Here is a 23,022-nt window from a genome sequence, read left to right as displayed (position 1 = left end):
GTCATATGCATTCTTGCCCCAGCTTCGTCACATTTTATGCACAGGTCGAAGCGGGATTTTGCCGAAGAGTTTCAATACCTAACGGCAAATGGCCGCTCGTAAATTCCACAATGTCGTCGCATTGCAGCATATTTTCCGCTTGCCTGTGGCACAAATGACCCTAGACTCTGGCCATAGCTCTTTAAGAGGAGGCTATGACGTGGGACTCACGAGGCCAATCAACGCATTGATGATCTGTGCTGCGTTTGCATTCATCGGAGCCCTGATTATGGGCTTTCTTCCGTAGACCCGCCAAAGCAACGGAAGATCAGCACCGAATAGTCCAAGTCATTGAAAAGGCCGGGTTTTTACCCGGCCTTTTTTGCATTTCCAGAGACTCGGCCGAGACTTACGCCGCAGCAGACCCCGCAGCTTCAACCTCATGCGAGCGGATGCCGATCATGTGGCAGACGGCGAAGACGAGATCGGCCCGGTTCATCGTGTAGAAATGGAAATCGCCAACGCCGCGCTCGACAAGGTCCAGCACCTGCTCGGCCGCCACCGCGGACGCCACCAGCGCATGCGTCTGCGGGTCCGTCTGCAGCCCGTCGAAGCGCTCGGCCATCCACGCCGGCACCAGCGCGCCGCAGCGCGCCGAGAAATTGGCAACCTGGGTGAAATTGTGGACCGGCAGTATGCCCGGCACGATCGGTATGTAGATTCCGGCCCGCCGTGCCCGCTCGACATAGCGCTCGTAGAGATCATTGTCGAAGAAGAACTGGGTGATCGCCCGTGTCGCGCCATTGTCGACCTTGCGCTTCAGCATGTCGATGTCGGTGGCGAAATCCGGACTCTCCGGATGCTTTTCCGGATAGGCGGAGACCGAGATGTCGAAATCGCCGACACCTTTCAGCGCCCCCACCAGTTCGGCGCCATTGGCATAGCCGTCCGGATGCGGACGGTAGGCGGCGCCGACGCCCTCGGCCGGATCGCCGCGCAAGGCGACGAAGCGGGTGACACCCATATCGGCGAATTCCTGAATCACTTCATCGACCTCGTGACGCGCCGCATCGACGCACGTCATGTGCGCCGCCGGCGTCAGCGCCGTTTCGTTGAGGATGCGCTTGACCGTCCGCGCCGTGCGCTCGCGCGTCGAGCCGCCCGCGCCATAGGTGACGGAGACGAATTTCGGCTTGAGCGGCTGCAGCCGGGTGACGGTGTCCCACAGCCGTGCTTCCATCTCGTCGCTCTTCGGGGGGAAGAACTCGAACGAAACTCTGACCTTGTCGCCAATGTCAGGGCGGCGGGAAAAGCGGAACTGGTTCATCAGGCGGTTTCCCCTATCGGATAGGCATTGGCCGGTTGTGCGTGGTTGGAAGGATCGGCGATCAGCATGCGCTGGTCACGGCCGAGCCACAGTTTGACGGTGAGCCTGGCCTCGTTGCCGCCGCGCGGCTCGAATTCCTGGCTGTCCTCGAGATCGAGCCCGGCCTCGGAAAACCACTCGGTGATCTGCCGGTCGGAAAAGCCGAGCCGCACATGCGCGTGCACGTCGCGCAGGAATTCCAGCGCGTGCGGAGCGAAATCGACGATCACCAGCCGGCCTGCCGGGCGCAGCAGCCTTGCTGCCTCGCGGATGGCGCGGGCGGGATCGTCGAGGTAGTGTAGCACCTGGTGGATGGTGACGAGATCGAAGGCGTCGCGCTCGACCGGTGGCGCAAAAATATCGCCCTGGCGCACCTGCGCATTCGAAATGCCGGCTTTGTCGAGATTGGCGCGCGCCACCGTCAGCATCTCGCGCGACATGTCGATGCCGATGCCGCGCCGGTAGAGCGGCGAAAAGATCTCGAGCAGCCGCCCGGTGCCGGTGCCGAGATCGAGCATCGACTGGAACGGCCGCTTGCCGACGAGCTTGAGCAGCGCCGCCTCCACGGCGCGGTCCGGCACATGCAGCGAGCGGATGTGGTCCCAGCTTGCAGCATTTACGGAAAAATATTCGGCGGCGCGATCCTGCCGCTTGCGCTTGACCGCTGCCAACCGCTCGAGGTCACGCTCGACCTGCGGATCGGCACCCCGGATGCCGGACACCAGCCGCAGCACGAAATCCCGCGCCGCATCCGAATCCGACAGCCGGAAGAAGGCCCATGAGCCCTCCTGATAGCGGCCGATCAACCCCGCCTCCAGCAGCAGCTTCAGGTGGCGCGAGACTCGCGGCTGCGACTGGCCGAGGATTTCGGTGAGATCGGAGACGGTCAGGTCGCCGCGCGACAGCAACGCCAGGATGCGCAACCGGCTGGATTCGGCCGCCGCCTTCAATGTATCTACCATGGTGTCGAGAGCGACATGCATGCGGGCATTCTCTTTGAAAAAGATATAAACATATGTTTATGTCGATTTTGATAGCCTTGCAAGTGCTATGTCGCTTCCGGACAAGAAAATGGCGCATGCGTGACGGATCGCGCAAAGCCGGAAGCAGGATCGGGGCGAAAAACCATGTTCGAGACGCGCAGCGGCGAAAGGCTTCTGGAAACCGATCCGGCCGATATGCCGCCGGACGGCCATGTCGTCTTCATCGGCCGCATCGCCTCGCCCTGGACCGCGCGGGAAACTTGCCCCAAGAACATGAAAGCCGCGCGGGAAACGGGACAGCAGGCGGTTCTCACGATCGATCAGCGCTATCGTGACGGCTTGCTTGGCTTGGAGCGCGCCAGCCACGTCATCATCCTGTCCTGGCTGCACCACGCGCCGCGGACCATGATTGTTCAGAAACCCCGCCATGCAGCTGAACCGAAAGGCGTTTTTTCGCTGCGCTCCCCGGCCCGGCCGAACCCGGTCGGGTTGCATATCGCCAGGCTCGTCGCCCTCGACATCGACACGGGCCGTATCGATCTCGATGCCATCGACGTGCTCGACGGCACGCCGGTCATCGATATCAAGCCTTATTTCGCCTCGACCGATGCCTTTGCCGACGCAACCATTGCCGGACGGGACGAGCCCGGACAGGTTGTGCGTTGAGCGCGCCGACCGGCCGCCGCCGCGCCATCGCCAAGGCGCTGACAGCGCTCTTGCCGCTGGCGCCCTATGCCGACATGGAAAAGATCCGCGCCGACGCCGGCGCGGTGCATATGAAGAGCTTGCCGCCGACGATCGCGGTGTGGCTGGCGACCATCGCCCATATCCGTCACGTGCACACCGACTACGAAAAACTGCTGGCCGAAGGCTACGACCGGGACTCGGCGCGCTTCTTCGTCATGGAACAGACCAACAGCGTGCTGACCCGCTGGCGCGCCACGCGTCTGCTCGATGACGAGGAGGAAGAGTAACAAGTTCCTCAATGGCCCAGCGGCAGGACCAGCCTGTGTCTTGTACCACCCGCCGTGCCGCTCTATCCCGCCATCTGGTCGGCGAAAAACGACCTGACGGAGGACGTAATGAGCAACTCGATCGATCCGCAGGCCGAACCACTGCCCTCGCTCTCCGCCCGCCACATAGACCCGCACTCCTATCCGGACGGGGTTGCCTTCTTGGACGGGCAATATCTACCGATGTCGCAAGCCAAGATCTCGGTGCTGGATTGGGGCTTCCTGCATTCCGACGCCACCTACGACACGGTGCATGTCTGGAACGGTCGCTTCTTCCGCCTCGACCTCCATCTCGATCGTTTCTTCGGCGGGCTGGAAAAGCTGCGCATGACGATCCCGTTCGGCCGCGATGGCGTCGCCGAGATCCTCGAAAATTGCGTGGCGCTGTCGGGTCATCGCGCCGCTTATGTCGAGATGCTGTGCACGCGCGGCGCCTCGCCGACCTTCAGCCGCGACCCGCGCGACGCGGTCAACCGTTTCATGGCGTTCGCCGTTCCCTTCGGCTCGGTCGCCAATGCCGAGCAATTGCAGCGCGGCCTGCATGTGGCAATCAGCGACAAGGTGCGCATCCCACCGGCTTCGATCGACCCGGCGATCAAGAACTATCATTGGCTCGACCTGGTGCGAGGCCTCTACGACGCCTATGACCGCGGCGCCGAGACCGCGCTGCTCCTCGATTTCAACGGCAATGTCGCGGAAGGCCCCGGCTTCAACGTCTTTTGCGTGGATGACGGTAAACTGTCGACGCCGGCTGCCGGCGTGCTGCCCGGCATCACCCGTCGCACCGTCTTCGATCTCTGCGCGGAGGCAGGGCTTGCCGTTGCAGCGGCCGATGTCAGCGTCGCTGCGCTGCGTCGGTCCGACGAGGTCTTCATCACCTCGACCGCCGGCGGCATCATGCCGGTGACGATGATCGACGGTATTCCGGTCGCGGACGGCAAGGTCGGCGCGATTACCAAGCGCCTCATGGCGATCTACTGGCAAAAGCACGAAGACCCGGTCTGGTCCAGCCCGGTGCGCTATCCCTGACCCATCCCTGGCCTCAGGCCCGGTAAATCCACTGCTCGGGCACACGCACCGAAATCTCCTCGCCGGTCGTGATGCGGCCTGGTTTTTCGACCCAGGCGACGAGGCCGCGCAACCGCTTTGCCGCCTTCGGGAACAGCAGCGCGCCGGTCGCATGGTCGGCCATTCCGGCATTTTCGGCGACCAAGCGCCCGGCGATGCGGCAAGGTCCGTTCTGCGCGTCGACCTTGATGGTGACGCCTCCCCTGAAGAACAGCAGCGTGCCGGACGGCAGCATGGAGAAATGCGGCAGGCCTTCGATCAACAGATTGGCGCCGATCCACTCCGGCTTGATCTCGGCGATGCCCATCCGCTGGGCGACGATCGCCAGCTCGTCCGCCGCCACAACAGACAGCTGCCGCTCGTTGCGCATCTCGGTGCCGCGTGGATACCAGGGCTCGCGCCCGCCGGAGCGCCGCGTCGCACCGGCGTGGAAATCGCCGTCAATGCCGTCGAAGCCGAGCCGCAATTCATCCACCGCGCGTGTCTCGAAATGATCCGATGGCGCGACGTAAACCGCTGCCACCTGCGCGGCAAGCTTCCGCGCCGGGATGATTTCGACCGGGTTTTCGGTCTCGGGGAACAGATCCAGCATAGGCTTCGCTCCGTGCGTGATGCCAAGCAATTAGCCGCAGTGAGCTCATCAGGTCCAGTCTAAAGCACTGATACTCCAATCAAGCAGACTGATGCGATTACATACCGGCGCCCGCTAATGCTGGTGCCGTTCGCGCCAAAGTAGATCAGAGCATGCGCAATAGCGCCCCGCCAATCGAATAGCCGGCGCCGAAGGCGCAGAGCAGGCCGTAGTCGCCGGCCTTCATGTCGGCGTGGTTCTCCGACAGGGCGACGATCGCGCCGGCGCCGGCGGTGTTGCCGAGGCGCTCCAGCACCATCGGCGCGCGGTCATGGCCGACCTCGTGGCCGAACGACAGCTTCAGGATCATGGCGTTCATCCGGGCATTGGCCTGATGCAGCCAGAAGCGCCGGATCGCTTGCGGCGTCAGCCCGTGCTCGGCCAGGAACTCGACGATGAACTTGTGCCCGGCGACGGTGACTTCCTTGAACACCTTGTTGCCGACCTGCTTGATCAGATTGCCTTCCAGATTGATCATATAAGGATCGTCCTGGGCGGTGCGCGTGTAGTAGCCAAGATTGGTGCGAATGTTGTTGGACATCTGCGTCCAGGTGCGCGTGTCGAGCACCTCGAAGCGCCCCGGCCGCTTATCGCCCTGGGCAAGCCCCTCCACGACCATCGAGACCGAAGCATCGCCGAAGATGAAATGCGTCTGCCGGTCGCGGAAGTTGAGATGGCCGGTGATGATCTCGGGCGTCGTCACCAGCACGCGCCTGTGAGCGCCAGCCCGCACCAGATTGACCGCAATATGCAATGCCGCCGCCGCCGACGAGCAGCCAAGGCCCATGTCGAAGCCGGCGCCCTTCGTGCCCATCGCCTGCTGCATCTCGATGGCGATCGCCGGATAGGGCCGCTGGTGATGCGAGGCCGAGCAGATCACCAGGTCGATATCCCCAGGCTCCAGGCCGGCATGGTCGAGCGCTTTCCTGGCCGACGCGATGCCGAACTCAGCCTCCTGCGACAGCGCATCGTCGGGCCGCGCCGGAATGCGCGGCGCCATGCGGGTCGGGTCGAGAATGCCTTCCCGCTCGATCACATGGCGGGTCTGTACGCCCGAAGCATGGACGATGAAGGCACTGTCCGACTTCTGCAGCAGCGTCTCGCCCGAAGCCTCGCGGCGGACATTCTCCGTGTCGACCCAGGCATTGAAGCTGTCGACCAGTTCTTCATTGGTGATCGAAGGCTCGGGGATTTCAACGCCGATGCCGCTGATGATGACGCGATGCATTTCCACCCCATGCGCAGGCGTTGCGGCTCTCATTTGGGCGCCGCGAAGGTTGGGCGCAACTGTTTTTCGTATCTGGTGGGTGTTTACGCCGGCTTAAATCAAGTGCCTGAGGCAAAAGACCACAACCTTGCGTTGCCGAAAATGGTGCGGATCAAGCGCCGCCAGGCACTGCCTCTCTGTGTGGCTACCGTTTCTAAGCGGATCGCCGCGCGACGATGAACAGGCGCGGGAAACGCAGCAGCACCTTGCCGTTTGCCGTCTTCGAATAGGCTTCGGTTATTCTGGCAGAGTAGCGCTTGAGGAAAAGCCGCCGATCGTCCTCGTCGAGCGGATCGAGGAACGGCTTCAGTCCGGTCGACTTCAGCCACTCGACGATTGCCCCGGCATCGGCCAGCGGGTGATTGTAGGCGGTGTGCCAGATGTCGAGCCGGTCGGAGAACGGCGACAAAAGATCGTAATAGAACGATACCGGCGGCAACGACCCGCGCGCAGCACCCTCGAGCTTTTCGGCAAACGGCATTTCGGCCGCCGTCTCCCGCATCAGCCGGTGTGACGGCTCGCCCAGATTGTCGGGCATCTGCACGGCAAGCGCGCCGGCGGGCGCCAAAAATCCCATCAGCCGCTGCAAGATCGCCGGATGCTCCGGCAGCCACTGGAATACCGCATTGGCAAAGATCACGTCGACCGGCTGTTCGGGCTGCCACGCCGCCGCATCGGCCAGTTCGAAGGTTACTACAGGCAGACGCGCCCTCGCCTTCTCGATCATGTCAGGCGAGGTGTCGAAGCCGCTGACCTGCGCGCTCGGCCAGCGTTCGACCAGCAATTCGGTAGAATTGCCCGGCCCGCAACCGATGTCGACCACTCTGCGCGGTGCCTCCACCGGCACCTGCGCGACAAGGTCGCGCGACGGCCGCGTGCGCTCGTCCTCGAATTTGAGATATTGGGCGGCGGACCAGTCGGCCATTTCAGCTCCTCAGATCATTTGAGAATTCGCCGCCCTAAAAAAGCTCTACCGCGTCAACCTCTTGTACGTCATGCGGTGCGGATTGACGGCATCGGGGCCGAGCCGGCGGATTTTGTCCTGCTCGTAATCCTCGAAATTGCCCTCGAACCATTCGACATGGCTGTCGCCCTCGAATGCCAGGATGTGCGTCGCCAGCCGGTCGAGGAACATGCGATCGTGCGAGATGATGACGGCGCAGCCGGCGAAGTTTTCCAGCGCGTCTTCGAGCGCGGCCAGCGTTTCCGTATCGAGATCGTTAGTCGGTTCGTCGAGCAGCAGCACATTGCCGCCGGTCTTCAGCATCTTGGCGAGATGGACGCGGTTGCGCTGACCGCCGGAAAGATTGCCGACCTTCTGCTGCTGATCGCCGCCACGAAAATTGAACGACGCGCAATAGGCACGGGTGTTGGCCTCGAACTTGCCGAGCTTGACCACTTCCGCGCCGCCCGAGATTTCTTCCCACACGGTCTTGGTCGGGTCGAGCGCGTCGCGGCTCTGGTCGACGTAACCGAGCTTGACCGTCTCGCCGACGCGGATCGTGCCGGCATCCGGCTTTTCCTGGCCAGTGATCATGCGGAACAGCGTCGTCTTGCCGGCGCCGTTCGGGCCGATGACGCCGACGATGCCGCCGGGCGGCAGCTTGAATTCGAGATCGTCGATCAACAGCGTGTCGCCAAAGCCCTTCGACAGGCCCTCGACCTCGATCACCACATTGCCGAGCCGCTCGCCATGCGGAACGACGATTTGCGTGTCGCTCGGACGCCGCTTGTCGGCCGCATCCAGCAGATCCTGGAACGCCTGGATGCGCGCTTTCGACTTGGTCTGCCGGGCTTTCGGGCTGGACTGTATCCACTCGCGCTCGCGGCCGATCGCCCGCTGGCGCGCATCGTCCTCGCGGCCCTCCTGCTTGAGCCGCTTGGCCTTGGCTTCGAGATATTTGGTGTAGTTGCCCTCATAGGGAATGCCGCGGCCACGGTCGAGCTCGAGGATCCAGCCGGTGACGTTGTCGAGGAAGTAGCGATCGTGGGTGATGATCATCACCGCGCCCGGATAGGCGCGCAAATGCTTTTCCAGCCACGCCGTCGTCTCGGCGTCGAGATGGTTGGTCGGCTCGTCGAGCAGCAGAAGGTCGGGCTGGCGCAGCAGGAGCTGGCAAAGCGCGACGCGGCGGCGCTCGCCGCCCGACAGCTTGGTGACATCGGCTTCCTTGGGCGGACAGCCGAGCGCTTCCATCGCCATCTCGACCTGCTGTTCGAGATCCCACAGGTTCAGCCGGTCCATCTCGTCCTGGAGCTTGGCCGACTCGTCGGCCGTCTCGTCGGAATAGTTCATCATCAATTCGTTGTAGCGCTCGATGATCGCGGTCTTGGCGGCGACGCCTTCCATGACGTTCTCGAACACGGTCTTGTTCGCATCGAGTGCCGGCTCTTGCGCCAGATAACCGACGGTGGCGCCTTCGGCCAGCCATGCCTCGCCGCTCCACTCCTTGTCGATGCCGGCCATGATCTTGAGGATGGTCGACTTGCCGGCGCCGTTCGGGCCGAGGATGCCGATCTTGGCGTCGGGGTAGAAGGAGAGGTGAATGTTCTCGAGCACCTTCTTGGTGCCATAGGCCTTGTTGAGGCCGGCCATGTGATAGATGAACTGGCGTGCCACGCGCGCTTTCCCTGAAAAGTCGACTGGATGTCGGATTGAATGGAAGTTGCGCGCTATGTAGGCGATGCCGCGCCGAACGGCAAACTGTTTTGGCATTTTTGACATGCGGTCAAGGCACCCACCAGCCGGTTTGACATCACCGTCAGCGCCGGCATCTCCAGGTGGGACGCGGCATCGGCGCGTAGGCATCCCGCCCGGCACGGCGTGTCACTGGAACTCGATCGGATCGATGGTGCCTTTCGGACAACCGGCATCGTTCGTCGGCGCCGACGCCAGCAACAGCTTACTGAGCGCAGAGTTCGGGCCGATCGGGCCGGCCAGGCCGAGCGTCAGTTCGCCGATCAGCCGCCTGCCGCTCGAACGGTCGTTCAAACAGGAGACGCGAACCCGCTCGCCCGCGCCGGGACCGAAAGCACTGTCGAAGGCGGCGCGGATCTGGTCGGAGGTCAGAACCCGGCCAATTTTTTGCGTGAAAAGATCACGCACCGGTGAAGCATTCACCGCGCGCGTCAGGTTCAGCGCATCGGAAAAATACTCTTGCTGGCTCTTGCCGTAACAGGTGCCATGCTTGATCCACTCATGCCTGTCGAGATCGGATGCAGTGCCCGGCATCACCTGATCGAGCTCCGACCGCGTGTTCGGCTCGAGTTCGACCGGCGGCAGGTCCTGCCAGTGCGCCGGATTGTCGTTCGCCTTATCGGCCGCTGCCACCAGGCAATAGAAATTTCCGTTCGGCTGCGGCCACAGCCCATGCAAGGTGAAATGCGTCGCGTCAAAACCGGCCGCAGTCTGTGCCTTGCATTCGGTCTTGCCGGGCTTGGTTTCGCAAAAGGCCGGCTGCCAGCTCAGCGCGAGGACATATTCGGGTTTTCCCGAAGCGGGCGCAGCAGACTTCTCCCGGTCGGCCGGCGCGGGTGCTGTCGGCATCGTTGACGCGCCCGAAACATGGCCGCAATCGACCTTCACCCAGCGGCGCTCCGGATCGGCCCCGGGTACGAGGATCAGATAGTGCGTGGGAGCATCCTTGTTGCCGGCCAGAAGTTCGTAGCTCTGTCCCGCATCTGTCGAGATGTTGCCGGGATTCTTGCCGCTCTTGATGGCCTGCGTCGCTGGACAGGTGGCGTCGGCCACGAAGGAGCCGCTCAACTTCACCTCGGCCCACGCAGCACCTGTCGGCGACGCGGCGGCAAGCGCCAATCCGAAAACAAGACCTGTCCGCATATGCATAAAAGTACCCCGGCCGAAAACTGCTGCGGCAACAGACTGCCGCCCTCTCTCGGTAACAAATTCTCCATGTCAGAATTGCGATACCCCGCGTTGCGGCGCAAGAACTGCGCTGCGGAATCACGGATTGACGCAAAACCGGCGTCGGCGCACACAAACGTTCGCAGGCGTACAAGGCGCGTTGGAGACGAAGCGACAATGTCATTCAGCCAAAAGCGCGTGCTCCGATCGCCGACCGGTGCCGAGCTCAACCTTTATGTGAAACGCGCCGAGGGCCGCTCGCTCGCAGTCGTCCAGATTAATCACGGTCTGGCCGAACACGCGGCGCGCTATGTCCGCTTCGCTACCTTTCTGGGTGAGCGCGGCTACCACGTCTACGCCCATGACCATCGCGGCCACGGCGCCACCAAGGCGCCAGATGCGCCACTCGGCCAGTTCGCTCAATCGGATGGCGGCACCAAGGTCATCGCCGATATCGCGGCGGTGCACGACCTGATCGCCGGTGACCATCCCGGCCTGCCGGTCATCGTCTTCGGCCATTCCATGGGCGGCCTCGTAGCCCTGAATTTCATGCTTCACCATTCGAACCGGCTGCACGCCGCCGCCATCTGGAACGCCAATTTTTCCGCCGGGCTCGCCGGCCGTGCCGCACAAATGATCCTGGCCTGGGAAAAATTCCGGCTCGGCTCCGACATGCCGTCGCGCATGCTGCCGAGACTGACCTTCCAGGCCTGGGGCAAGGCCGTCCCCGATCGCCGGACGCCGTTCGACTGGCTGTCGCGCGACGCAGCCGAAGTCGACAAATACATCGCCGATCCGCTGTGCGGCTGGGATGCATCCGTGTCGATGTGGCGCGACCTGTTCGGCTTTGTCTTCGACGGTGCCGACGACGCCAATTTTTCCGGCGTCCGCAAGGCCCTTCCGATCTGCCTGGTCGGCGGCGAAAAGGACCCCGCCACCGACGGCGGCAAGGCGGTCGGCCAGCTCGCCGGCCGCCTGTACAGGATGGGCTTTTCGAATCTCGTTTCAAAGGTTTACGTCGAGACCCGCCATGAAAGCCTGAACGAGGTGAATCGAGATATCATCATGAACGATTTCGCCGCATGGGCCGATAGGGTGCTGAAACAAGCGTGATCGACATTGGCATGGTCGGGTTGGCCCATTGCAAGAACCGTGACAGCAGCACGTGGGATTGATACAGGCTGCGTTCCCGATCAATCACGGTGATCCATGACCGAGCCTCCGCTGAAAGGCATCCGAGTAATCGAACTCGCCCGCATCCTGGCCGGGCCGTGGGCTGGGCAGTTGCTTGCCGATCTCGGCGCCGACGTGATCAAGGTCGAGAGCCCTGATGGCGGCGACGACACCCGCAAATGGGGTCCGCCCTTCGTCATGAGCCATGACGGCGAAAACCTTTCGGCCGCCTACTACCATTCCTGCAATCGCGGAAAGCGCTCCATCGCCATCGATTTCTCGACGCCCGAAGGTACCGAGACCGTACGCCAGCTGGTCGCGACATCAGATGTGCTGATCGAGAACTTCAAGCTCGGCGGCCTGAAGAAATATGGCCTCGACTATGACAGCTTGCGCAAAATCAACCCGCGGCTGATCTATTGCTCGATCACCGGCTTCGGCCAGGACGGGCCGTATGCGCCGCGCGCCGGCTATGACTTCATCATCCAGGGCATGGCCGGCATGATGTCGATCACCGGCGAAGCCGGCCGCGAGCCGCAAAAAGCCGGTGTCGCCATATCGGACATTTTCACCGGCCTCTATTCGGTCATTGCCATCCAGGCCGCACTTCGCCACGCCGAGAAGACCGGCGAAGGCCAGCATATCGACATGGCGCTCTACGACAGCCAGATCTCGGCGCTCGGCAACCAGAACCTCAACTATCTGGTCTCGGGAAAATCGCCGGTGCAGATGGGCAATGCGCATATGAACATCGCGCCCTACGAAGTGGTGCCGGTGAAGGACGGCCACATCATCCTGGCGATCGGCAATGACGGCCAGTTCGCCAAATTCTGCGCCGCCGTCGGATTGGACGACCTGCCATCGAACCCCGATTTCGCCACCAATCCCGCCCGGGTCGCCAACCGGGCGACGCTGCGCGAGCATATAATCGAGGCGCTGAAGACCTTCGATCGCGATCCGCTGCTGGCCAAGCTGGAGGCGGCAAGCGTGCCTGCCAGCCCGATCAACACGATCGGCGAGATGTTCGCCGACCCGCAGACCATCGCGCGCGGCATGCGGCTCGACCTCGACGACGGCCATGGCAATCTGTTGCCCTCGGTGCGCGCGCCAATGATCATGTCGGGCACGCCGTTGTTCTATGAGCGGCCCTCGCCGCGCCTCGGCGAACACACCAAAGAAATCCTTGCCGAACTGGAGAGGTCAGGAAAATGAAGACCGGCGGACAACTGATCGTCGATGCGCTCGAAGCCAACGGAACGGACCGTATCTATTGCGTGCCCGGCGAATCCTACCTTGCGGTGCTCGACGCGCTGCACGACTCGCCGATCCGCACCATCGTCTGCCGCCAGGAGGGCGGTGCTGCGATGATGGCCGACTGCCATGGTCGCCTGACCGGCAAGCCCGGCATCTGCTTCGTCACCCGCGGCCCCGGCGCCACCAACGCCTCGGCCGGCATCCACATTGCCATGCAGGATTCGGTTCCCGTCATCCTGTTCATCGGCCAGGTCGCCAGCCACGCCAAGCAGCGCGAGGCCTTCCAGGAGGTCGACTACGTCAGGTTCTTCGGCGATATCGCCAAATGGGTGGTCGAGATCGACGACGCCGCGCGCATCCCCGAATTCGTCACCCGCGCCTTCGCGGTGGCGACGTCCGGCCGTCCCGGCCCGGTCGTCATCTCGCTGCCGGAAGACATGCTGACCAGCTTGGCCGAAGCGCCGGAAGCCCTGCCCCACACGCCGGTCGAAACGCGGCCGGGCGAGGCCGAGATCGATGCGCTGGAAAAGCTGCTCGGCAAGGCAAAGCGCCCCTTCGTGATCCTCGGCGGCACGCGCTGGGATGCGGCGGCCGTCGCGCAAATGCGGACGATCGCCGAAGCCTGGTCGCTGCCAGTCGGCTGCTCCTTTCGCCGCCAGATGCTGTTCGATCATCTCCACCCGAACTACGCCGGCGATGTCGGCATCGGCATCAACCCGAAGCTGGCCACCGCCATCAAGCAGGCCGACCTCGTGCTGCTCGTCGGCGGCCGCATGGGCGAGATGCCATCCTCCGACTACACGCTGCTCAAGAGCCCCTACCCCGACCAGACGCTGGTCCATGTCCATGCCGACGCAGGCGAGCTCGGCCGTGTCTATCGGCCGACGCTGGCGATCAACGCCTCGCCGTCCGCTTTCGTCGAAGCCTTTGCCGGGCGCAAGCCAGCTGCCACGCCGGCATGGGCTGATGAAACACCGAAGCTGCACGCAGCCTATCTCGACTGGTCGACACCACCCGAAAGCGGCCCCGGCCCTGTCCAGATGGGGCCGATCATGAACTATCTCGAAAAAATGCTGCCCGACGACGCGATCCTCACCAACGGCGCCGGCAACTACGCGACGTGGGTGCACCGCTTCCACCGTTCCCGCCGATTTGCCACGCAGGCAGCGCCAACCTCCGGCTCGATGGGCTACGGCACGCCGGCAGCGGTCGCCGCCAAGGAATTGTTTCCCGAGCGCGACGTGATCGCCTTTGCCGGCGACGGCTGCTTCCTGATGAACGGGCAGGAGTTCGCCACCGCGGTGCAGTACGATCTGCCGATCATCGTCGTCGTCGTCAACAACGGCATCTACGGCACCATCCGCATGCATCAGGAACGCGAGTATCCGGGCCGTGTCGTCGCCACCGACCTAAAGAATCCCGACTTCGCGGCTCTCGCCCGCGCCTATGGCGGCCATGGCGAGACGGTCGAGAAGACGGCCGACTTCGCGCCGGCCTTCGAACGCGCGCGTGCCAGCGGCAAGCCGTCGATTGTCGAGATCAGGCTCGATCCCGAGGCCATCACGCCGACCCGGACGATGACCCAGATAAGAGACAGGTCCTGAGTGCCAGAGGCATAGGCCGAGTTCCTTCGCGCCCCTCTGTCCCGCAAACTTCGACAGGTTAATGCAGCGCTATAGTCACCCTCGGGCGACGTTGCGCTACATCGTCGCCGCCTTCTCGATCTGCCCGCGGATCTCGCCGTCCTTGTGGGCCGCCGTATGGATGTTGATGTAGTATTTGCCGGCCATCAGGTCGGCAGCCTGCGCGTCGGTCAGGATCGCCGCCCCCTTGAACGGGCTTTTCGGAGCGCCCTTGAACGGGACGACGACGCCGGCATTTTCACCCTTTGCTGCCGGACCGTGAATATGTCCGGCCGTCGCCGGTCCACTGAGACCTGAATACGTCACGTTCCAGGTCAGCTGTTTCGTGGCGGTGTTGAAGCCGAGATCGGCCTCGCCTTTGCCCTCTGTGGTGATGGGCGGATTCTGCTGAGCGCCATCGAGCGTCGCCTTCATCTTCATCATGTCGGCCAAGGCCGGTGAAGCGCACAGGAAGGAAGCCGAAACGGCCAGCCCCGAAAGCATTGGCGAGAAGGATTGCATGCGCATGGAAATCTCCGTTGTGGCGATGACATCCGCTGAAGCTGGATGCACCGCAACAACGGTTGCGGCGAGCGGATGTTTCCACCGGTAACGGCTATTTTACATCCCCAAAAAAGGGGGCGGTCGCCCGCCCCCTTTTTCGACTGCAGGAGCCCAGTTGATCGCCTCTATTGATGGCTCCCTACTTGATCGCCTTGTCGGTGATGGCGGTCGTGTAGGCGCCGGTCGGCTCCTTGGTGATGATCTTCTGGTCGAGCAGCGCCTTGGCGGTGCGCGCGTAAGTCGCCGGGTCGAGCTTGCCGTCGGCATTGTCGATCAGCTTGGCGACTTCGCCCATCATGCGCTTCTGGTGATTCTCGTCCTGGCCGCCATTGTCCATGACGATGCCGGCCGCCTCGTCGGAATTGTCGACGGCATATTTCCAACCCTTCATCGAGGCGCGCACGAAACGCACCATCTTGTCCTCGAAGGCCGGATCCTTGAGCTTGTCCTCCAAGGCATAGAGCCCGTCCTCAAGCAGGTCGTTGCCCATGGCCGAGTAGTTGAACACGATCAGCTCTTCCGGCTTGTAGCCGGCGTCGATGAGCTGCCAATATTCGTTGTAGGTCATGACCGAAATACAATCCGCCTGCTTCTGGATCAGCGGCTGCACGTCGAAACTCTGCTTCAGCACGGTGACGCCGTCCGGGCCGCCGTCGGTCTTCAGGCCGAGCTTGTTCATCCAGGCGTAGAACGGATATTCGTTGCCGAAGAACCAGACGCCGAGTGTGCGGCCCTTGAAGTCGGCTTCGGTCTTGACCGGGCCGTCCTTGGGACAGACCAGCTGCATGCCGGCCTTCTTGAACGGCTGGGCGATATTGACCAGCGGCACACCCTTTTCGCGCGCGGCCAGCGCGCCGCCCATCCAGTCGACGATGACGTCGGCGCCGCCGCCGGCGATCACCTGCTCGGGCGCGATATCGGGGCCGCCCGGCTTGATCTCGACGTCGAGGCCCTCGGCCTCATAGAAACCCTTGTCCTTGGCGACGTAGTAGCCGGCGAACTGGGCCTGTGTGACCCATTTCAGCTGCAGCGTCACCTTGTCGGCGGCCATCGCCTGGAACGCGGCAAGCGACATCGCGCCGGCCAGCATCGAAATAACAAGTCTTTTCATGTTTTTACCCTCTGAAGTTAAGTGTTCACCCTTTTAGGATCAGGACCTTCAATGCGCCCTGATTCCAAACCCGCCACCGCCTATCCACCACGGACGGAGGGATGCCAAAACGTGACTGCTCTCTCGAAAAGAGCGACCACGCCATAAAAGACCGAACCCGCAAGTGCTGCAACTGCGATTTCGGCCCAGACCATGTCGATATTCATCCGTCCGACTTCGGTCGAAATCCGGAATCCCATGCCGACGACCGGCGTGCCGAAGAACTCCGCAACGATGGCGCCGATCAGCGCCAGCGTCGAATTGATCTTCAGCGCGTTGAAGATGAAGGGCGCCGCCGCCGGCAACCGCAGCTTGAACAGCGTCTGCCAGTAGCTAGACGCATAGGTGCGCATCAGGTCGCGCTCCATATGGCCGGAGGCGGCAAGCCCGGCGACCGTATTCACCAGCATCGGGAAGAAGGTCATGATGATGACGACGGCGGCCTTCGACTGCCAGTCGAAGCCGAACCACATGACCATGATCGGCGCCACGCCGATGATCGGCAGTGCCGAGACCATATTGCCGATCGGCAAAAGCCCGCGGCGTAGGAACGGCACGCGGTCGGCGGCGATGGCGGCAAGGAAGCCGGCACCGCTGCCAACGACGTAGCCGAAGATCACCGCCTTGAAGATGGTCTGCCGCACGTCGGCGGCCAGCATCGGCAGCGAATTGGCGATGCGCACGCCGATCGCGCTTGGCGGCGGCAGCAGGATGAAAGGAATGCCCGCGCCGCGCGTCACCGCTTCCCAGATAATCAGGATCCAGGCGCCGAAGATCGTTGGGATGATCAGCCTCAAAGCGGTTGCCGCCCAGCGCGAGGTCGGGCGAAGCGCGGACAGGACCGTCACGCAGCGCCAGGCCAGAAGCCATGCCGCGGCAAGCAGCAAATAGAACGATGCACGAGCGGTGCCTTCATTGCCGGTTATGCCGGCGAGCAGCAGCCACGCCGCGCCATGCGCGCCAAGGAAGAGCAACACCACCCCAATTGCCGGTGGGAAATTATCGGCCTCGATTGCCAGAAGCAGCAACAAGAAAATCAAAGCAGCGGTGGCGATACCATAACCGGGCGCCGCATCGACAAGCGGCCAAAGAAGGATCGCGCCGGCAAGAAGCGCAAGCGCTGCATACCCTTGCCAGGAACGAGGCGTGATCGACGAAAGGCTGAGGAGAGAGCTCATGCCGGCCTCCCGCCCATGGCGCGGTCGACGATGCGCCCGGCAATGCCGACCACCATCACCAGCAAGGCCGCCACGACCGAGCCGGCAACCAGCGCCGACCAGATGTCGATCGTTTGGCTGTAATAGGCGCCGGCGAGCAGCTTGGCGCCGATGCCGGCGACGGCACCGGTCGGCAGTTCGCCGACGATGGCGCCGACCAGGCTGGCGGCGACCGCCACCTTCATCGAGGTGAACAGGAACGGCACCGACGCCGGCACGCGCAGTTTCCAGAAGGTCTGCGACGGGCTGGCATTGTAGGTGTGCATCAGGTCGAGATGGGTGAGTTCCGGCGAACGCAGGCCCTTGACCATGCCGACGGCCACCGGGAAGAACGACAGATAGGTCGAGATCAGCGCCTTCGGGATCAGGCCTGTGACGCCGATCGCCGCCAGCACGACGATGATCATCGGCGCCACCGCCAGGATCGGAATCGTCTGCGAGGCGATGATCCACGGCATCAGGCTGCGGTCGAGCGTCGCCACATGCACGATGCCGACGGCAATCACGATGCCGAGCGCCGTGCCGAAGGCGAAGCCGAGCAGCGTCGAGGACAGCGTCACCCAGGCATTGTAGACAAGGCTGCGGTTGCTGGTGACCTTGCGCAGAAAAGTGTTCTCGAAGAAATTCACAGCCACCTGATGCGGCGCCGGCAGCGTCGGCTTCGGCTGCGACATCGTCTTGCCGATGAATTCCACAACCCCCGGCGTCTCGCCGGCACGTCGGTCGAGATCGCGCTGGAACGGCGCGTTGAGGATGACGGCGAAAACATACCAGACGACCACCACGCCAGCGAGGATCGAGGTCACCGGAACGATCTTGTCGCGAAAGGAGTCCATCAGCAGCCCTCGGGCGACTGGCGCCCTCCTCTCCCCGACGGGGAGAGGGTGGCCGGAGCGAAGCGGAGGCCGGGTGACTTCGGCTGCAACGCCGCCAACCCCCCTCTGCTGGCAGCGCTGCCGCACGTACGGCCATGCCTGTTCTTCGTCATCCTAGGGCGGAGCAGCCGCAAAGCGGCGTGCGTAGAGGGAGCGGCCAACCACGCCTTCGTCATCCTAGGGCGAAGCAAGGAGCGAAGCGACGCGGCGCAGACCCTAGGATCCATGCCGTAACTTTCGCACTCCGCAACGGTGCGGAACATTGCTCCCGACCTCAAGAGAACGTCAGCCGTCGTCGCCTGCGTGGCCGACATTCTGAGCCGTTTGGGCCTTTCGGCCGAAGTCACGGAATGGATCCTAGGGTGTGCGCACGCCGCTTCGCGGCTGCTCCGCCCTAGGATGACGAAGGCATGGTTGACCGCTCCCTCGCGGGGCGGAAGCGCCTCATGGGACGGAGGGAGCCCGTTCTCCACCCGCTCAATCCTCATAGCTGTGTCCTGCCCTGAGCCCATCGCGGACGCGCGCCGCGATCGCCAGGAACTCCGGCGTCTCGCGGATGTCGAGCGGCCGCTGCTTCGGCAGCGTCGATTCGATGACGTCGCTGACACGTCCCGGACGCGGCGACATGACGATGATCCGCGTCGAGAGGTAGACCGCCTCGGGAATGGAGTGGGTGACGAAGCAGATGGTCTTGTTGGTCCGCTCCCAAAGCTCCAGCAGCTGTTGGTTGAGATGGTCGCGCACGATCTCATCCAGCGCGCCGAACGGCTCGTCCATCAACAGAAGATCGGCGTCGAAGGCCAGCGCCCGCGCGATTGAGGCACGCTGCTGCATGCCGCCGGAAAGCTGCCACGGGTATTTCTGCTCGAAGCCGCCCAGGTTGACGAGGTCGAGCGTGCGCTTGATGCGCGCCGCCTGCTCTGCCTTGGAGAGGCCCATGATCTCCAACGGCAGCGCCACGTTGCGCTCGATCGTGCGCCACGGATAAAGTGCGGCCGCCTGGAAGACATAGCCATAGGCGCGGCTCTGGCGCGCCTGCTCGGGCGTCATGCCGTTGACGGAGATGGTTCCCGAGGTTGGTTTCTCCAGATCGGCGATGACCCGCAGCAAGGTCGTCTTGCCGCAGCCGGACGGCCCGATGAAGGAGACGAATTCACCTTTGCCGATGGTCAGGTCGACATTAGACAGCGCCTGCACCGGACCGTCATTGGTCTGGAAGGTCAGGCCGAGTTTGATTGCCGAAACGACGGCTGGCGACTGTCCGGTCATTGGCTGCAGCCTGCCTTTTCGCGCCGCTGCCGCGCCGGCCGGAATCCCGTTGCTTTTGCCACAATGCTGCTTTCCACTTACCGTGTCTCACTCGATCGTCGCCCGGAGTTTTCCCGATGCCGCCCAAAACCACCTGCCATCTTATCCGCCCCGAAAACTCTTATGAAGGCAAGCAGGGACTGAGTTATTTCACCGGCATCGCCACTGAGACGGTCGGCTCTACCGGCATCTGCATGCACCTGCTCACCATGCCGCCCGGTGCCCGCGCCAAGGCGCATATGCACGAAAGCCATGAGACGGCGATCTATGTGCTCTCGGGCGAGGTCCATACCTGGTACGGCGACGGGCTCGAGCAGCAGATCGTGGTCAAGGCCGGCGACCTCTTCTACATTCCGGCCGGTGTGCCGCATCTGCCGGCCAATCTGAGCGACAGCCCGGCCTCGGCGGTCATCGCCCGCACCGATCCCAACGAACAGGAAAGCGTCGTCCTGCTGCCGGAACTGGATGGGCTGGTCGCCTGAGGCCGGCATCGACGGAGAGGCCGTCATCGGCACCGTCACGAACATGATTTCAACGGCCCTATCTCTTCAAGGCCGGGAATGGTCACGAAGAAAACGTCCGTTCCCTTGTTGGTGACCTCGACGGTCTCAGTCGTCGTTCCCTCCTCGCCTTCAGCGAAACAAGTCGAGCTGAACGACTGCGTACCAGGCGCCGTGACCAGTTGCCGCGCGAACCGGCAGCCGCTGCCATAGGTTTCGACGCCATCGGCGGTCAGGACGACATAGGCATCGCTGTCCTGATAACCGAGCCGTACACCGGCACAACCGATATCATTGCCATAGGAACCGGCAAGGACCTCAGCCGCTGCCGGAACGGCGGTAATGCTCGCCATAACCAGTGAGACGATCGCTGCCGGACTCGCCAAGCTCACACCCCGGTCGCCGGAATACCCGTGCGTTCCACCTTGCGTGGCGCGGAAATTTCCTTCCAGGTCGACAGCGCCCGGTTGACCGCTGCATTCGGCTCGCGAGCGACAAACTCGCCATGGCCGGGCTTCGCCTTGACCTCAGCCTCCTGAATCGACAGTTCGCCGCGCGAGAAGACGAAGCGTGGCAGGCCGGTGACCTCGAAACCTTCGAAGACGTTGTAGTCGATCACCGACTGCTGCTTCTTGGAGGTGATCGTCTTCTTGCGCTTCGGGTCCCAGACGACGATATCGGCGTCGGCGCCTTCGACGATGGCGCCCTTCTTAGGGTACATGTTGAGGATTTTTGCGATGTTGGTCGAGGTCACCGCGACGAACTCGTTCATCGTCAGCCGGCCGGTGTTGACGCCGGTGGTCCACAGCACCGGCAAGCGGTCCTCAAGCCCGCCGGTGCCGTTCGGGATCTTGGTGAAATCGCCGATGCCGTTACGCTTCTGGCTAGTGGTGAACGCACAATGGTCGGTCGCCACCACTTGCAGCGATCCAGCCTGCAGGCCGGCCCACAGCGAATCCTGATGCAACTTGTTGCGGAAGGGCGGGCTCATCACCCGGCGCGCCGCATGGTCCCAGTCCCTATTGAAATATTCGCTCTCGTCGAGCGTCAGGTGCTGGATCAGGGGCTCGCCGAACACCCGCATGCCCTTCTGGCGCGCCCGGCGAATGGCTTCATGGGCCTGCTCGCAGGAGACATGCACGACATAGAGCGGCACGCCGGCCATGTCGGCGATCATGATGGCGCGGTTGGTCGCCTCGCCTTCCACTTCCGGCGGGCGCGAATAGGCGTGCCCTTCGGGGCCGTTATTGCCGGCGGCCAGCAGCTTCTGCGACAGGGCGGCAACCACGTCGCCATTCTCGGCATGAACCAGCGGCAGCGCGCCAAGGTCGGCGCAGCGCTGGAACGACGAATACATCTCGTCGTCGTCGACCATCAGCGCGCCCTTGTAGGCCATGAAGTGCTTGAACGAGGTGATACCCTTGTCGACGACGGTGGCCATCTCGTCGAACACCTGCTTGCCCCACCAGGTGATCGCCATATGGAAGGAATAGTCGCAGGAGGCTTTCGAGGTCTTGTTGTCCCACATCTGCAAGGCCTCGAGCAGCGACTGCTGCGGCGACGGCAGGCAGAAATCGACAACCATGGTGGTGCCGCCGGCGAGGGCGGCGCGCGTGCCGCTCTCGAAATCGTCGGCCGAATAGGTGCCCATGAACGGCATTTCGAGATGGGTGTGCGGATCGATGCCCCCCGGCATGACATAGCAGCCGGTAGCGTCGAACTCGTGGTCGCCATGCAGGTCCGGGCCGATGGCGATGATCTTGCCGTGCTGCGTCAGCAGGTCGGCCTTCCAGGTGCGATCGGCGGTGACAATGGTGCCGTTCCTGATGACTTTGGTCATTTTTGTTCCCTTGTTTTTCTCGCGCTTCTTGGTGAGCGGCGTTCGGAATCTTGGTTTCTAGTTCACTCCACAATCACCGCTGTTTCCACCACCGCGTGGAACAGCACGTCGGCGCCGGCCGCCGCCCATTCCTTGGTGATCTCCTCGGCCTCGTTGTGGCTGAGCCCGTCCACGCAGGGGCACATCACCATTGCCGTCGGCGCGACGCGGTTGATCCAGCAGGCATCGTGGCCGGCGCCGGAGACGATGTTGCGATGCGTATAACCCAGGCGCTCTGCCGCATCCCGCACAGCCTTGACGCAGCCCGCGTCGAAGGTGACCGGATCGAAATGGCCGACCTGATCGATTTGATATTTGATGTCGAGCGCCTCGCAGATCGTGTCGATGCCCTCGCGGATGCGGCCGTCCATGGCATCCAGCACCTCCTTTTCCGGCGAGCGGATGTCGATGGTGAACAAGGTGCGGCCGGCGATGATGTTGCGCGAGTTCGGATAGACCTCCATGTGGCCGACCGCGCCGACGGCGTCGGGCTGATAGTCCATGGCAATCTCGTGCACCAGCTCGATTACCCGCGCCATGCCGAGCCCGGCATTGCGGCGCTTCGGCATCGGCGTCGAGCCGGTATGCGCCTCCTTGCCGGTCAGCGTCACCTGCAGCCATTTCAGCCCCTGGCCATGGGTGACGACACCGATGTCGATGCCCTCGTCCTCAAGGATCGGGCCTTGCTCGATATGCAGCTCGAAGAAGGCGTGGATCTTGCGCTCACCTACTTTCTCGGTGCCTCTCCAGCCGATGCGTTCGAGCTCCTCGCCGAACTTCTTGCCGTCCTTGTCGACATGCGAATAGACATCGGCCTGGTCGAGGACGCCGGCGAACACGCCGGATGCCATCATCGCCGGCGCAAAGCGCGCGCCTTCCTCGTTCGTCCAGTTGGTGACGACGATCGGATGTTTGGTCTTGATGTCGAGCTCGTTCAGCGAGCGCACGATCTCCAACCCGCCAAGCACGCCGAGCACGCCGTCATACTTGCCGCCGGTCGGCTGGGTGTCGAGATGGCTGCCGACATAGACCGGCGGCAGATCCGGCTCGGTGCCTTCGCGGCGGGCAAACATCGTGCCCATCTCGTCGACGCCCATTTCGAGCCCCGCCGCCTCGCACCAGCGCTTGAACAGATGCCGCCCCTCGCCGTCCGCGTCGGTCAACGTCTGGCGATTGTTGCCGCCGGCAATGCCGGGGCCGATCTTCGCCATCTCCATTATCGAATCCCACAAACGGTCTGAATTGATTCGCAGATTCTCGCCGGGAGCGGCCATTCAAGTTCCTCTCATCTATTCACATAAAGGGCGA

At 63.1% G+C, this 23,022-nt stretch carries 22 protein-coding genes; 7 read left to right on the top strand and 15 right to left on the bottom strand.

The window, feature by feature from the left end; all coding sequences use genetic code 11:
* Nucleotides 1-388: 388 nt before the first annotated feature.
* Nucleotides 389-1,306, bottom strand: a complete 918-nt coding sequence (gene metF / locus IHQ72_RS16820) for a methylenetetrahydrofolate reductase [NAD(P)H] (RefSeq protein ID WP_258123458.1) — start codon at nucleotides 1,304-1,306, stop codon at nucleotides 389-391.
* Entirely contained in the window at nucleotides 1,306-2,328 is a 1,023-nt protein-coding gene (locus IHQ72_RS16815; protein WP_192363051.1) for an ArsR/SmtB family transcription factor, read from the bottom strand. Before IHQ72_RS16815 ends, metF begins: the two co-directional genes overlap by 1 nt.
* 144 nt (nucleotides 2,329-2,472) lie before the next feature.
* Here IHQ72_RS16815 and tsaA point away from each other — a divergent pair, with 144 nt between their 5' ends.
* The 3 genes from tsaA to IHQ72_RS16800 all read left to right on the top strand — a co-directional run bounded on the left by tsaA (nucleotide 2,473) and on the right by IHQ72_RS16800 (nucleotide 4,370).
* The gene (gene tsaA / locus IHQ72_RS16810) at nucleotides 2,473-2,994 is read left to right on the top strand and encodes a tRNA (N6-threonylcarbamoyladenosine(37)-N6)-methyltransferase TrmO (RefSeq protein WP_258123457.1); all 522 of its coding nucleotides are present in this window, start codon (nucleotides 2,473-2,475) and stop codon (nucleotides 2,992-2,994) included.
* Nucleotides 2,991-3,302 (top strand): DUF2293 domain-containing protein, encoded by a 312-nt coding sequence (locus IHQ72_RS16805; protein ID WP_258123456.1) that lies wholly within the window; start codon nucleotides 2,991-2,993, stop codon nucleotides 3,300-3,302. The genes tsaA and IHQ72_RS16805 overlap by 4 nt, the downstream gene beginning before the upstream one ends.
* A 108-nt stretch (nucleotides 3,303-3,410) precedes the next feature.
* Nucleotides 3,411-4,370, top strand: coding sequence for an aminotransferase class IV (locus IHQ72_RS16800; protein ID WP_258123455.1), 960 nt, complete (start codon nucleotides 3,411-3,413; stop codon nucleotides 4,368-4,370).
* 13 nt (nucleotides 4,371-4,383) lie between these two features.
* Here the strand turns inward: IHQ72_RS16800 and IHQ72_RS16795 are convergent, their stop codons facing one another.
* The 5 genes from IHQ72_RS16795 to IHQ72_RS16775 all read right to left on the bottom strand — a co-directional run bounded on the left by IHQ72_RS16795 (nucleotide 4,384) and on the right by IHQ72_RS16775 (nucleotide 10,154).
* On the bottom strand, nucleotides 4,384-5,001 hold the full coding sequence (locus IHQ72_RS16795) for an MOSC domain-containing protein (RefSeq protein WP_258123454.1): 618 nt from the start codon (nucleotides 4,999-5,001) through the stop codon (nucleotides 4,384-4,386).
* A gap of 145 nt (nucleotides 5,002-5,146) precedes the next feature.
* On the bottom strand, nucleotides 5,147-6,268 hold the full coding sequence (locus IHQ72_RS16790; protein ID WP_258123453.1) for a beta-ketoacyl-ACP synthase III: 1,122 nt from the start codon (nucleotides 6,266-6,268) through the stop codon (nucleotides 5,147-5,149).
* Nucleotides 6,269-6,461: 193 nt separating this feature from the next.
* Complete coding sequence (gene tam / locus IHQ72_RS16785) at nucleotides 6,462-7,232, bottom strand: trans-aconitate 2-methyltransferase (RefSeq protein WP_258123452.1); 771 nt, start codon at nucleotides 7,230-7,232, stop codon at nucleotides 6,462-6,464.
* Nucleotides 7,233-7,277: 45 nt separating this feature from the next.
* On the bottom strand, nucleotides 7,278-8,927 hold the full coding sequence (ettA, locus tag IHQ72_RS16780; protein WP_258123451.1) for an energy-dependent translational throttle protein EttA: 1,650 nt from the start codon (nucleotides 8,925-8,927) through the stop codon (nucleotides 7,278-7,280).
* A gap of 207 nt (nucleotides 8,928-9,134) precedes the next feature.
* Nucleotides 9,135-10,154 carry a ribonuclease T2 family protein gene (locus IHQ72_RS16775; RefSeq protein WP_441338648.1) on the bottom strand — a complete coding sequence of 340 codons (1,020 nt, stop codon included), beginning with the start codon at nucleotides 10,152-10,154 and terminating at the stop codon, nucleotides 9,135-9,137.
* Nucleotides 10,155-10,349: 195 nt separating this feature from the next.
* On the opposite strand from IHQ72_RS16775, the gene IHQ72_RS16770 reads away from it, so the two are divergent.
* From IHQ72_RS16770 to IHQ72_RS16760, 3 genes are all read left to right on the top strand, one after another.
* The gene (locus IHQ72_RS16770; protein WP_258123449.1) at nucleotides 10,350-11,285 is read left to right on the top strand and encodes an alpha/beta fold hydrolase; all 936 of its coding nucleotides are present in this window, start codon (nucleotides 10,350-10,352) and stop codon (nucleotides 11,283-11,285) included.
* Between the two features lie 96 nt (nucleotides 11,286-11,381).
* The gene (locus IHQ72_RS16765; RefSeq protein WP_258123448.1) at nucleotides 11,382-12,557 is read left to right on the top strand and encodes a CaiB/BaiF CoA transferase family protein; all 1,176 of its coding nucleotides are present in this window, start codon (nucleotides 11,382-11,384) and stop codon (nucleotides 12,555-12,557) included.
* Nucleotides 12,554-14,203, top strand: a complete 1,650-nt coding sequence (locus tag IHQ72_RS16760; RefSeq protein WP_258123447.1) for a thiamine pyrophosphate-binding protein — start codon at nucleotides 12,554-12,556, stop codon at nucleotides 14,201-14,203. The genes IHQ72_RS16765 and IHQ72_RS16760 overlap by 4 nt, the downstream gene beginning before the upstream one ends.
* Nucleotides 14,204-14,299: 96 nt before the next feature.
* Here the strand turns inward: IHQ72_RS16760 and IHQ72_RS16755 are convergent, their stop codons facing one another.
* From IHQ72_RS16755 to IHQ72_RS16735, 5 genes are all read right to left on the bottom strand, one after another.
* A complete protein-coding gene (locus IHQ72_RS16755) occupies nucleotides 14,300-14,749 on the bottom strand; it encodes a CHRD domain-containing protein (RefSeq protein ID WP_258123446.1) in 450 nt (149 codons plus the stop codon).
* Between the two features lie 175 nt (nucleotides 14,750-14,924).
* The gene (locus IHQ72_RS16750; protein ID WP_258123445.1) at nucleotides 14,925-15,896 is read right to left on the bottom strand and encodes an ABC transporter substrate-binding protein; all 972 of its coding nucleotides are present in this window, start codon (nucleotides 15,894-15,896) and stop codon (nucleotides 14,925-14,927) included.
* An 80-nt stretch (nucleotides 15,897-15,976) separates the two neighbouring features.
* Complete coding sequence (locus tag IHQ72_RS16745) at nucleotides 15,977-17,113, bottom strand: ABC transporter permease (protein WP_258123444.1); 1,137 nt, start codon at nucleotides 17,111-17,113, stop codon at nucleotides 15,977-15,979.
* Complete coding sequence (locus IHQ72_RS16740; protein WP_258123443.1) at nucleotides 17,110-17,988, bottom strand: ABC transporter permease; 879 nt, start codon at nucleotides 17,986-17,988, stop codon at nucleotides 17,110-17,112. Before IHQ72_RS16740 ends, IHQ72_RS16745 begins: the two co-directional genes overlap by 4 nt.
* Nucleotides 17,989-18,504: 516 nt before the next feature.
* The gene (locus tag IHQ72_RS16735; protein WP_258123442.1) at nucleotides 18,505-19,296 is read right to left on the bottom strand and encodes an ABC transporter ATP-binding protein; all 792 of its coding nucleotides are present in this window, start codon (nucleotides 19,294-19,296) and stop codon (nucleotides 18,505-18,507) included.
* Between the two features lie 116 nt (nucleotides 19,297-19,412).
* Here IHQ72_RS16735 and IHQ72_RS16730 point away from each other — a divergent pair, with 116 nt between their 5' ends.
* Entirely contained in the window at nucleotides 19,413-19,817 is a 405-nt protein-coding gene (locus IHQ72_RS16730) for a cupin domain-containing protein (protein ID WP_258123441.1), read from the top strand.
* Between the two features lie 35 nt (nucleotides 19,818-19,852).
* On the opposite strand, the gene IHQ72_RS16725 is transcribed toward IHQ72_RS16730, so the two are convergent.
* The 3 genes from IHQ72_RS16725 to IHQ72_RS16715 form a co-directional block, all read right to left on the bottom strand.
* A complete protein-coding gene (locus IHQ72_RS16725; RefSeq protein ID WP_258123440.1) occupies nucleotides 19,853-20,227 on the bottom strand; it encodes a hypothetical protein in 375 nt (124 codons plus the stop codon).
* Entirely contained in the window at nucleotides 20,224-21,675 is a 1,452-nt protein-coding gene (gene hydA / locus IHQ72_RS16720) for a dihydropyrimidinase (protein WP_258123439.1), read from the bottom strand. Before hydA ends, IHQ72_RS16725 begins: the two co-directional genes overlap by 4 nt.
* Nucleotides 21,676-21,737: 62 nt before the next feature.
* Nucleotides 21,738-22,988, bottom strand: a complete 1,251-nt coding sequence (locus tag IHQ72_RS16715) for a Zn-dependent hydrolase (RefSeq protein WP_258123438.1) — start codon at nucleotides 22,986-22,988, stop codon at nucleotides 21,738-21,740.
* Between the last annotated feature and the right edge of the window lie 34 nt (nucleotides 22,989-23,022).

It is taken from the genome of Mesorhizobium onobrychidis, assembly GCF_024707545.1.
Classification (GTDB): Bacteria; Pseudomonadota; Alphaproteobacteria; order Rhizobiales; family Rhizobiaceae; genus Mesorhizobium; species Mesorhizobium onobrychidis.
This window is presented reverse-complemented; position numbering and strand designations above follow the sequence as displayed.

What these genes read in the sequence shown, in the direction of transcription:
- metF (WP_258123458.1), bottom strand. Translation starts at nt 1,306, where the DNA reads ATGAACCAGTTCCGCTTTTCCCGCCGCCCTGACATTGGCGACAAGGTC.
- IHQ72_RS16815 (WP_192363051.1), bottom strand. Translation starts at nt 2,328, where the DNA reads ATGCATGTCGCTCTCGACACCATGGTAGATACATTGAAGGCGGCGGCC.
- tsaA (WP_258123457.1), top strand. Translation starts at nt 2,473, where the DNA reads ATGTTCGAGACGCGCAGCGGCGAAAGGCTTCTGGAAACCGATCCGGCC.
- IHQ72_RS16800 (WP_258123455.1), top strand. Translation starts at nt 3,411, where the DNA reads ATGAGCAACTCGATCGATCCGCAGGCCGAACCACTGCCCTCGCTCTCC.
- IHQ72_RS16795 (WP_258123454.1), bottom strand. Translation starts at nt 5,001, where the DNA reads ATGCTGGATCTGTTCCCCGAGACCGAAAACCCGGTCGAAATCATCCCG.
- IHQ72_RS16790 (WP_258123453.1), bottom strand. Translation starts at nt 6,268, where the DNA reads ATGCATCGCGTCATCATCAGCGGCATCGGCGTTGAAATCCCCGAGCCT.
- tam (WP_258123452.1), bottom strand. Translation starts at nt 7,232, where the DNA reads ATGGCCGACTGGTCCGCCGCCCAATATCTCAAATTCGAGGACGAGCGC.
- IHQ72_RS16775 (WP_441338648.1), bottom strand. Translation starts at nt 10,154, where the DNA reads ATGCATATGCGGACAGGTCTTGTTTTCGGATTGGCGCTTGCCGCCGCG.
- IHQ72_RS16770 (WP_258123449.1), top strand. Translation starts at nt 10,350, where the DNA reads ATGTCATTCAGCCAAAAGCGCGTGCTCCGATCGCCGACCGGTGCCGAG.
- IHQ72_RS16765 (WP_258123448.1), top strand. Translation starts at nt 11,382, where the DNA reads ATGACCGAGCCTCCGCTGAAAGGCATCCGAGTAATCGAACTCGCCCGC.
- IHQ72_RS16760 (WP_258123447.1), top strand. Translation starts at nt 12,554, where the DNA reads ATGAAGACCGGCGGACAACTGATCGTCGATGCGCTCGAAGCCAACGGA.
- IHQ72_RS16755 (WP_258123446.1), bottom strand. Translation starts at nt 14,749, where the DNA reads ATGCGCATGCAATCCTTCTCGCCAATGCTTTCGGGGCTGGCCGTTTCG.
- IHQ72_RS16750 (WP_258123445.1), bottom strand. Translation starts at nt 15,896, where the DNA reads ATGAAAAGACTTGTTATTTCGATGCTGGCCGGCGCGATGTCGCTTGCC.
- IHQ72_RS16745 (WP_258123444.1), bottom strand. Translation starts at nt 17,113, where the DNA reads ATGAGCTCTCTCCTCAGCCTTTCGTCGATCACGCCTCGTTCCTGGCAA.
- IHQ72_RS16740 (WP_258123443.1), bottom strand. Translation starts at nt 17,988, where the DNA reads ATGGACTCCTTTCGCGACAAGATCGTTCCGGTGACCTCGATCCTCGCT.
- IHQ72_RS16735 (WP_258123442.1), bottom strand. Translation starts at nt 19,296, where the DNA reads ATGACCGGACAGTCGCCAGCCGTCGTTTCGGCAATCAAACTCGGCCTG.
- IHQ72_RS16730 (WP_258123441.1), top strand. Translation starts at nt 19,413, where the DNA reads ATGCCGCCCAAAACCACCTGCCATCTTATCCGCCCCGAAAACTCTTAT.
- hydA (WP_258123439.1), bottom strand. Translation starts at nt 21,675, where the DNA reads ATGACCAAAGTCATCAGGAACGGCACCATTGTCACCGCCGATCGCACC.
- IHQ72_RS16715 (WP_258123438.1), bottom strand. Translation starts at nt 22,988, where the DNA reads ATGGCCGCTCCCGGCGAGAATCTGCGAATCAATTCAGACCGTTTGTGG.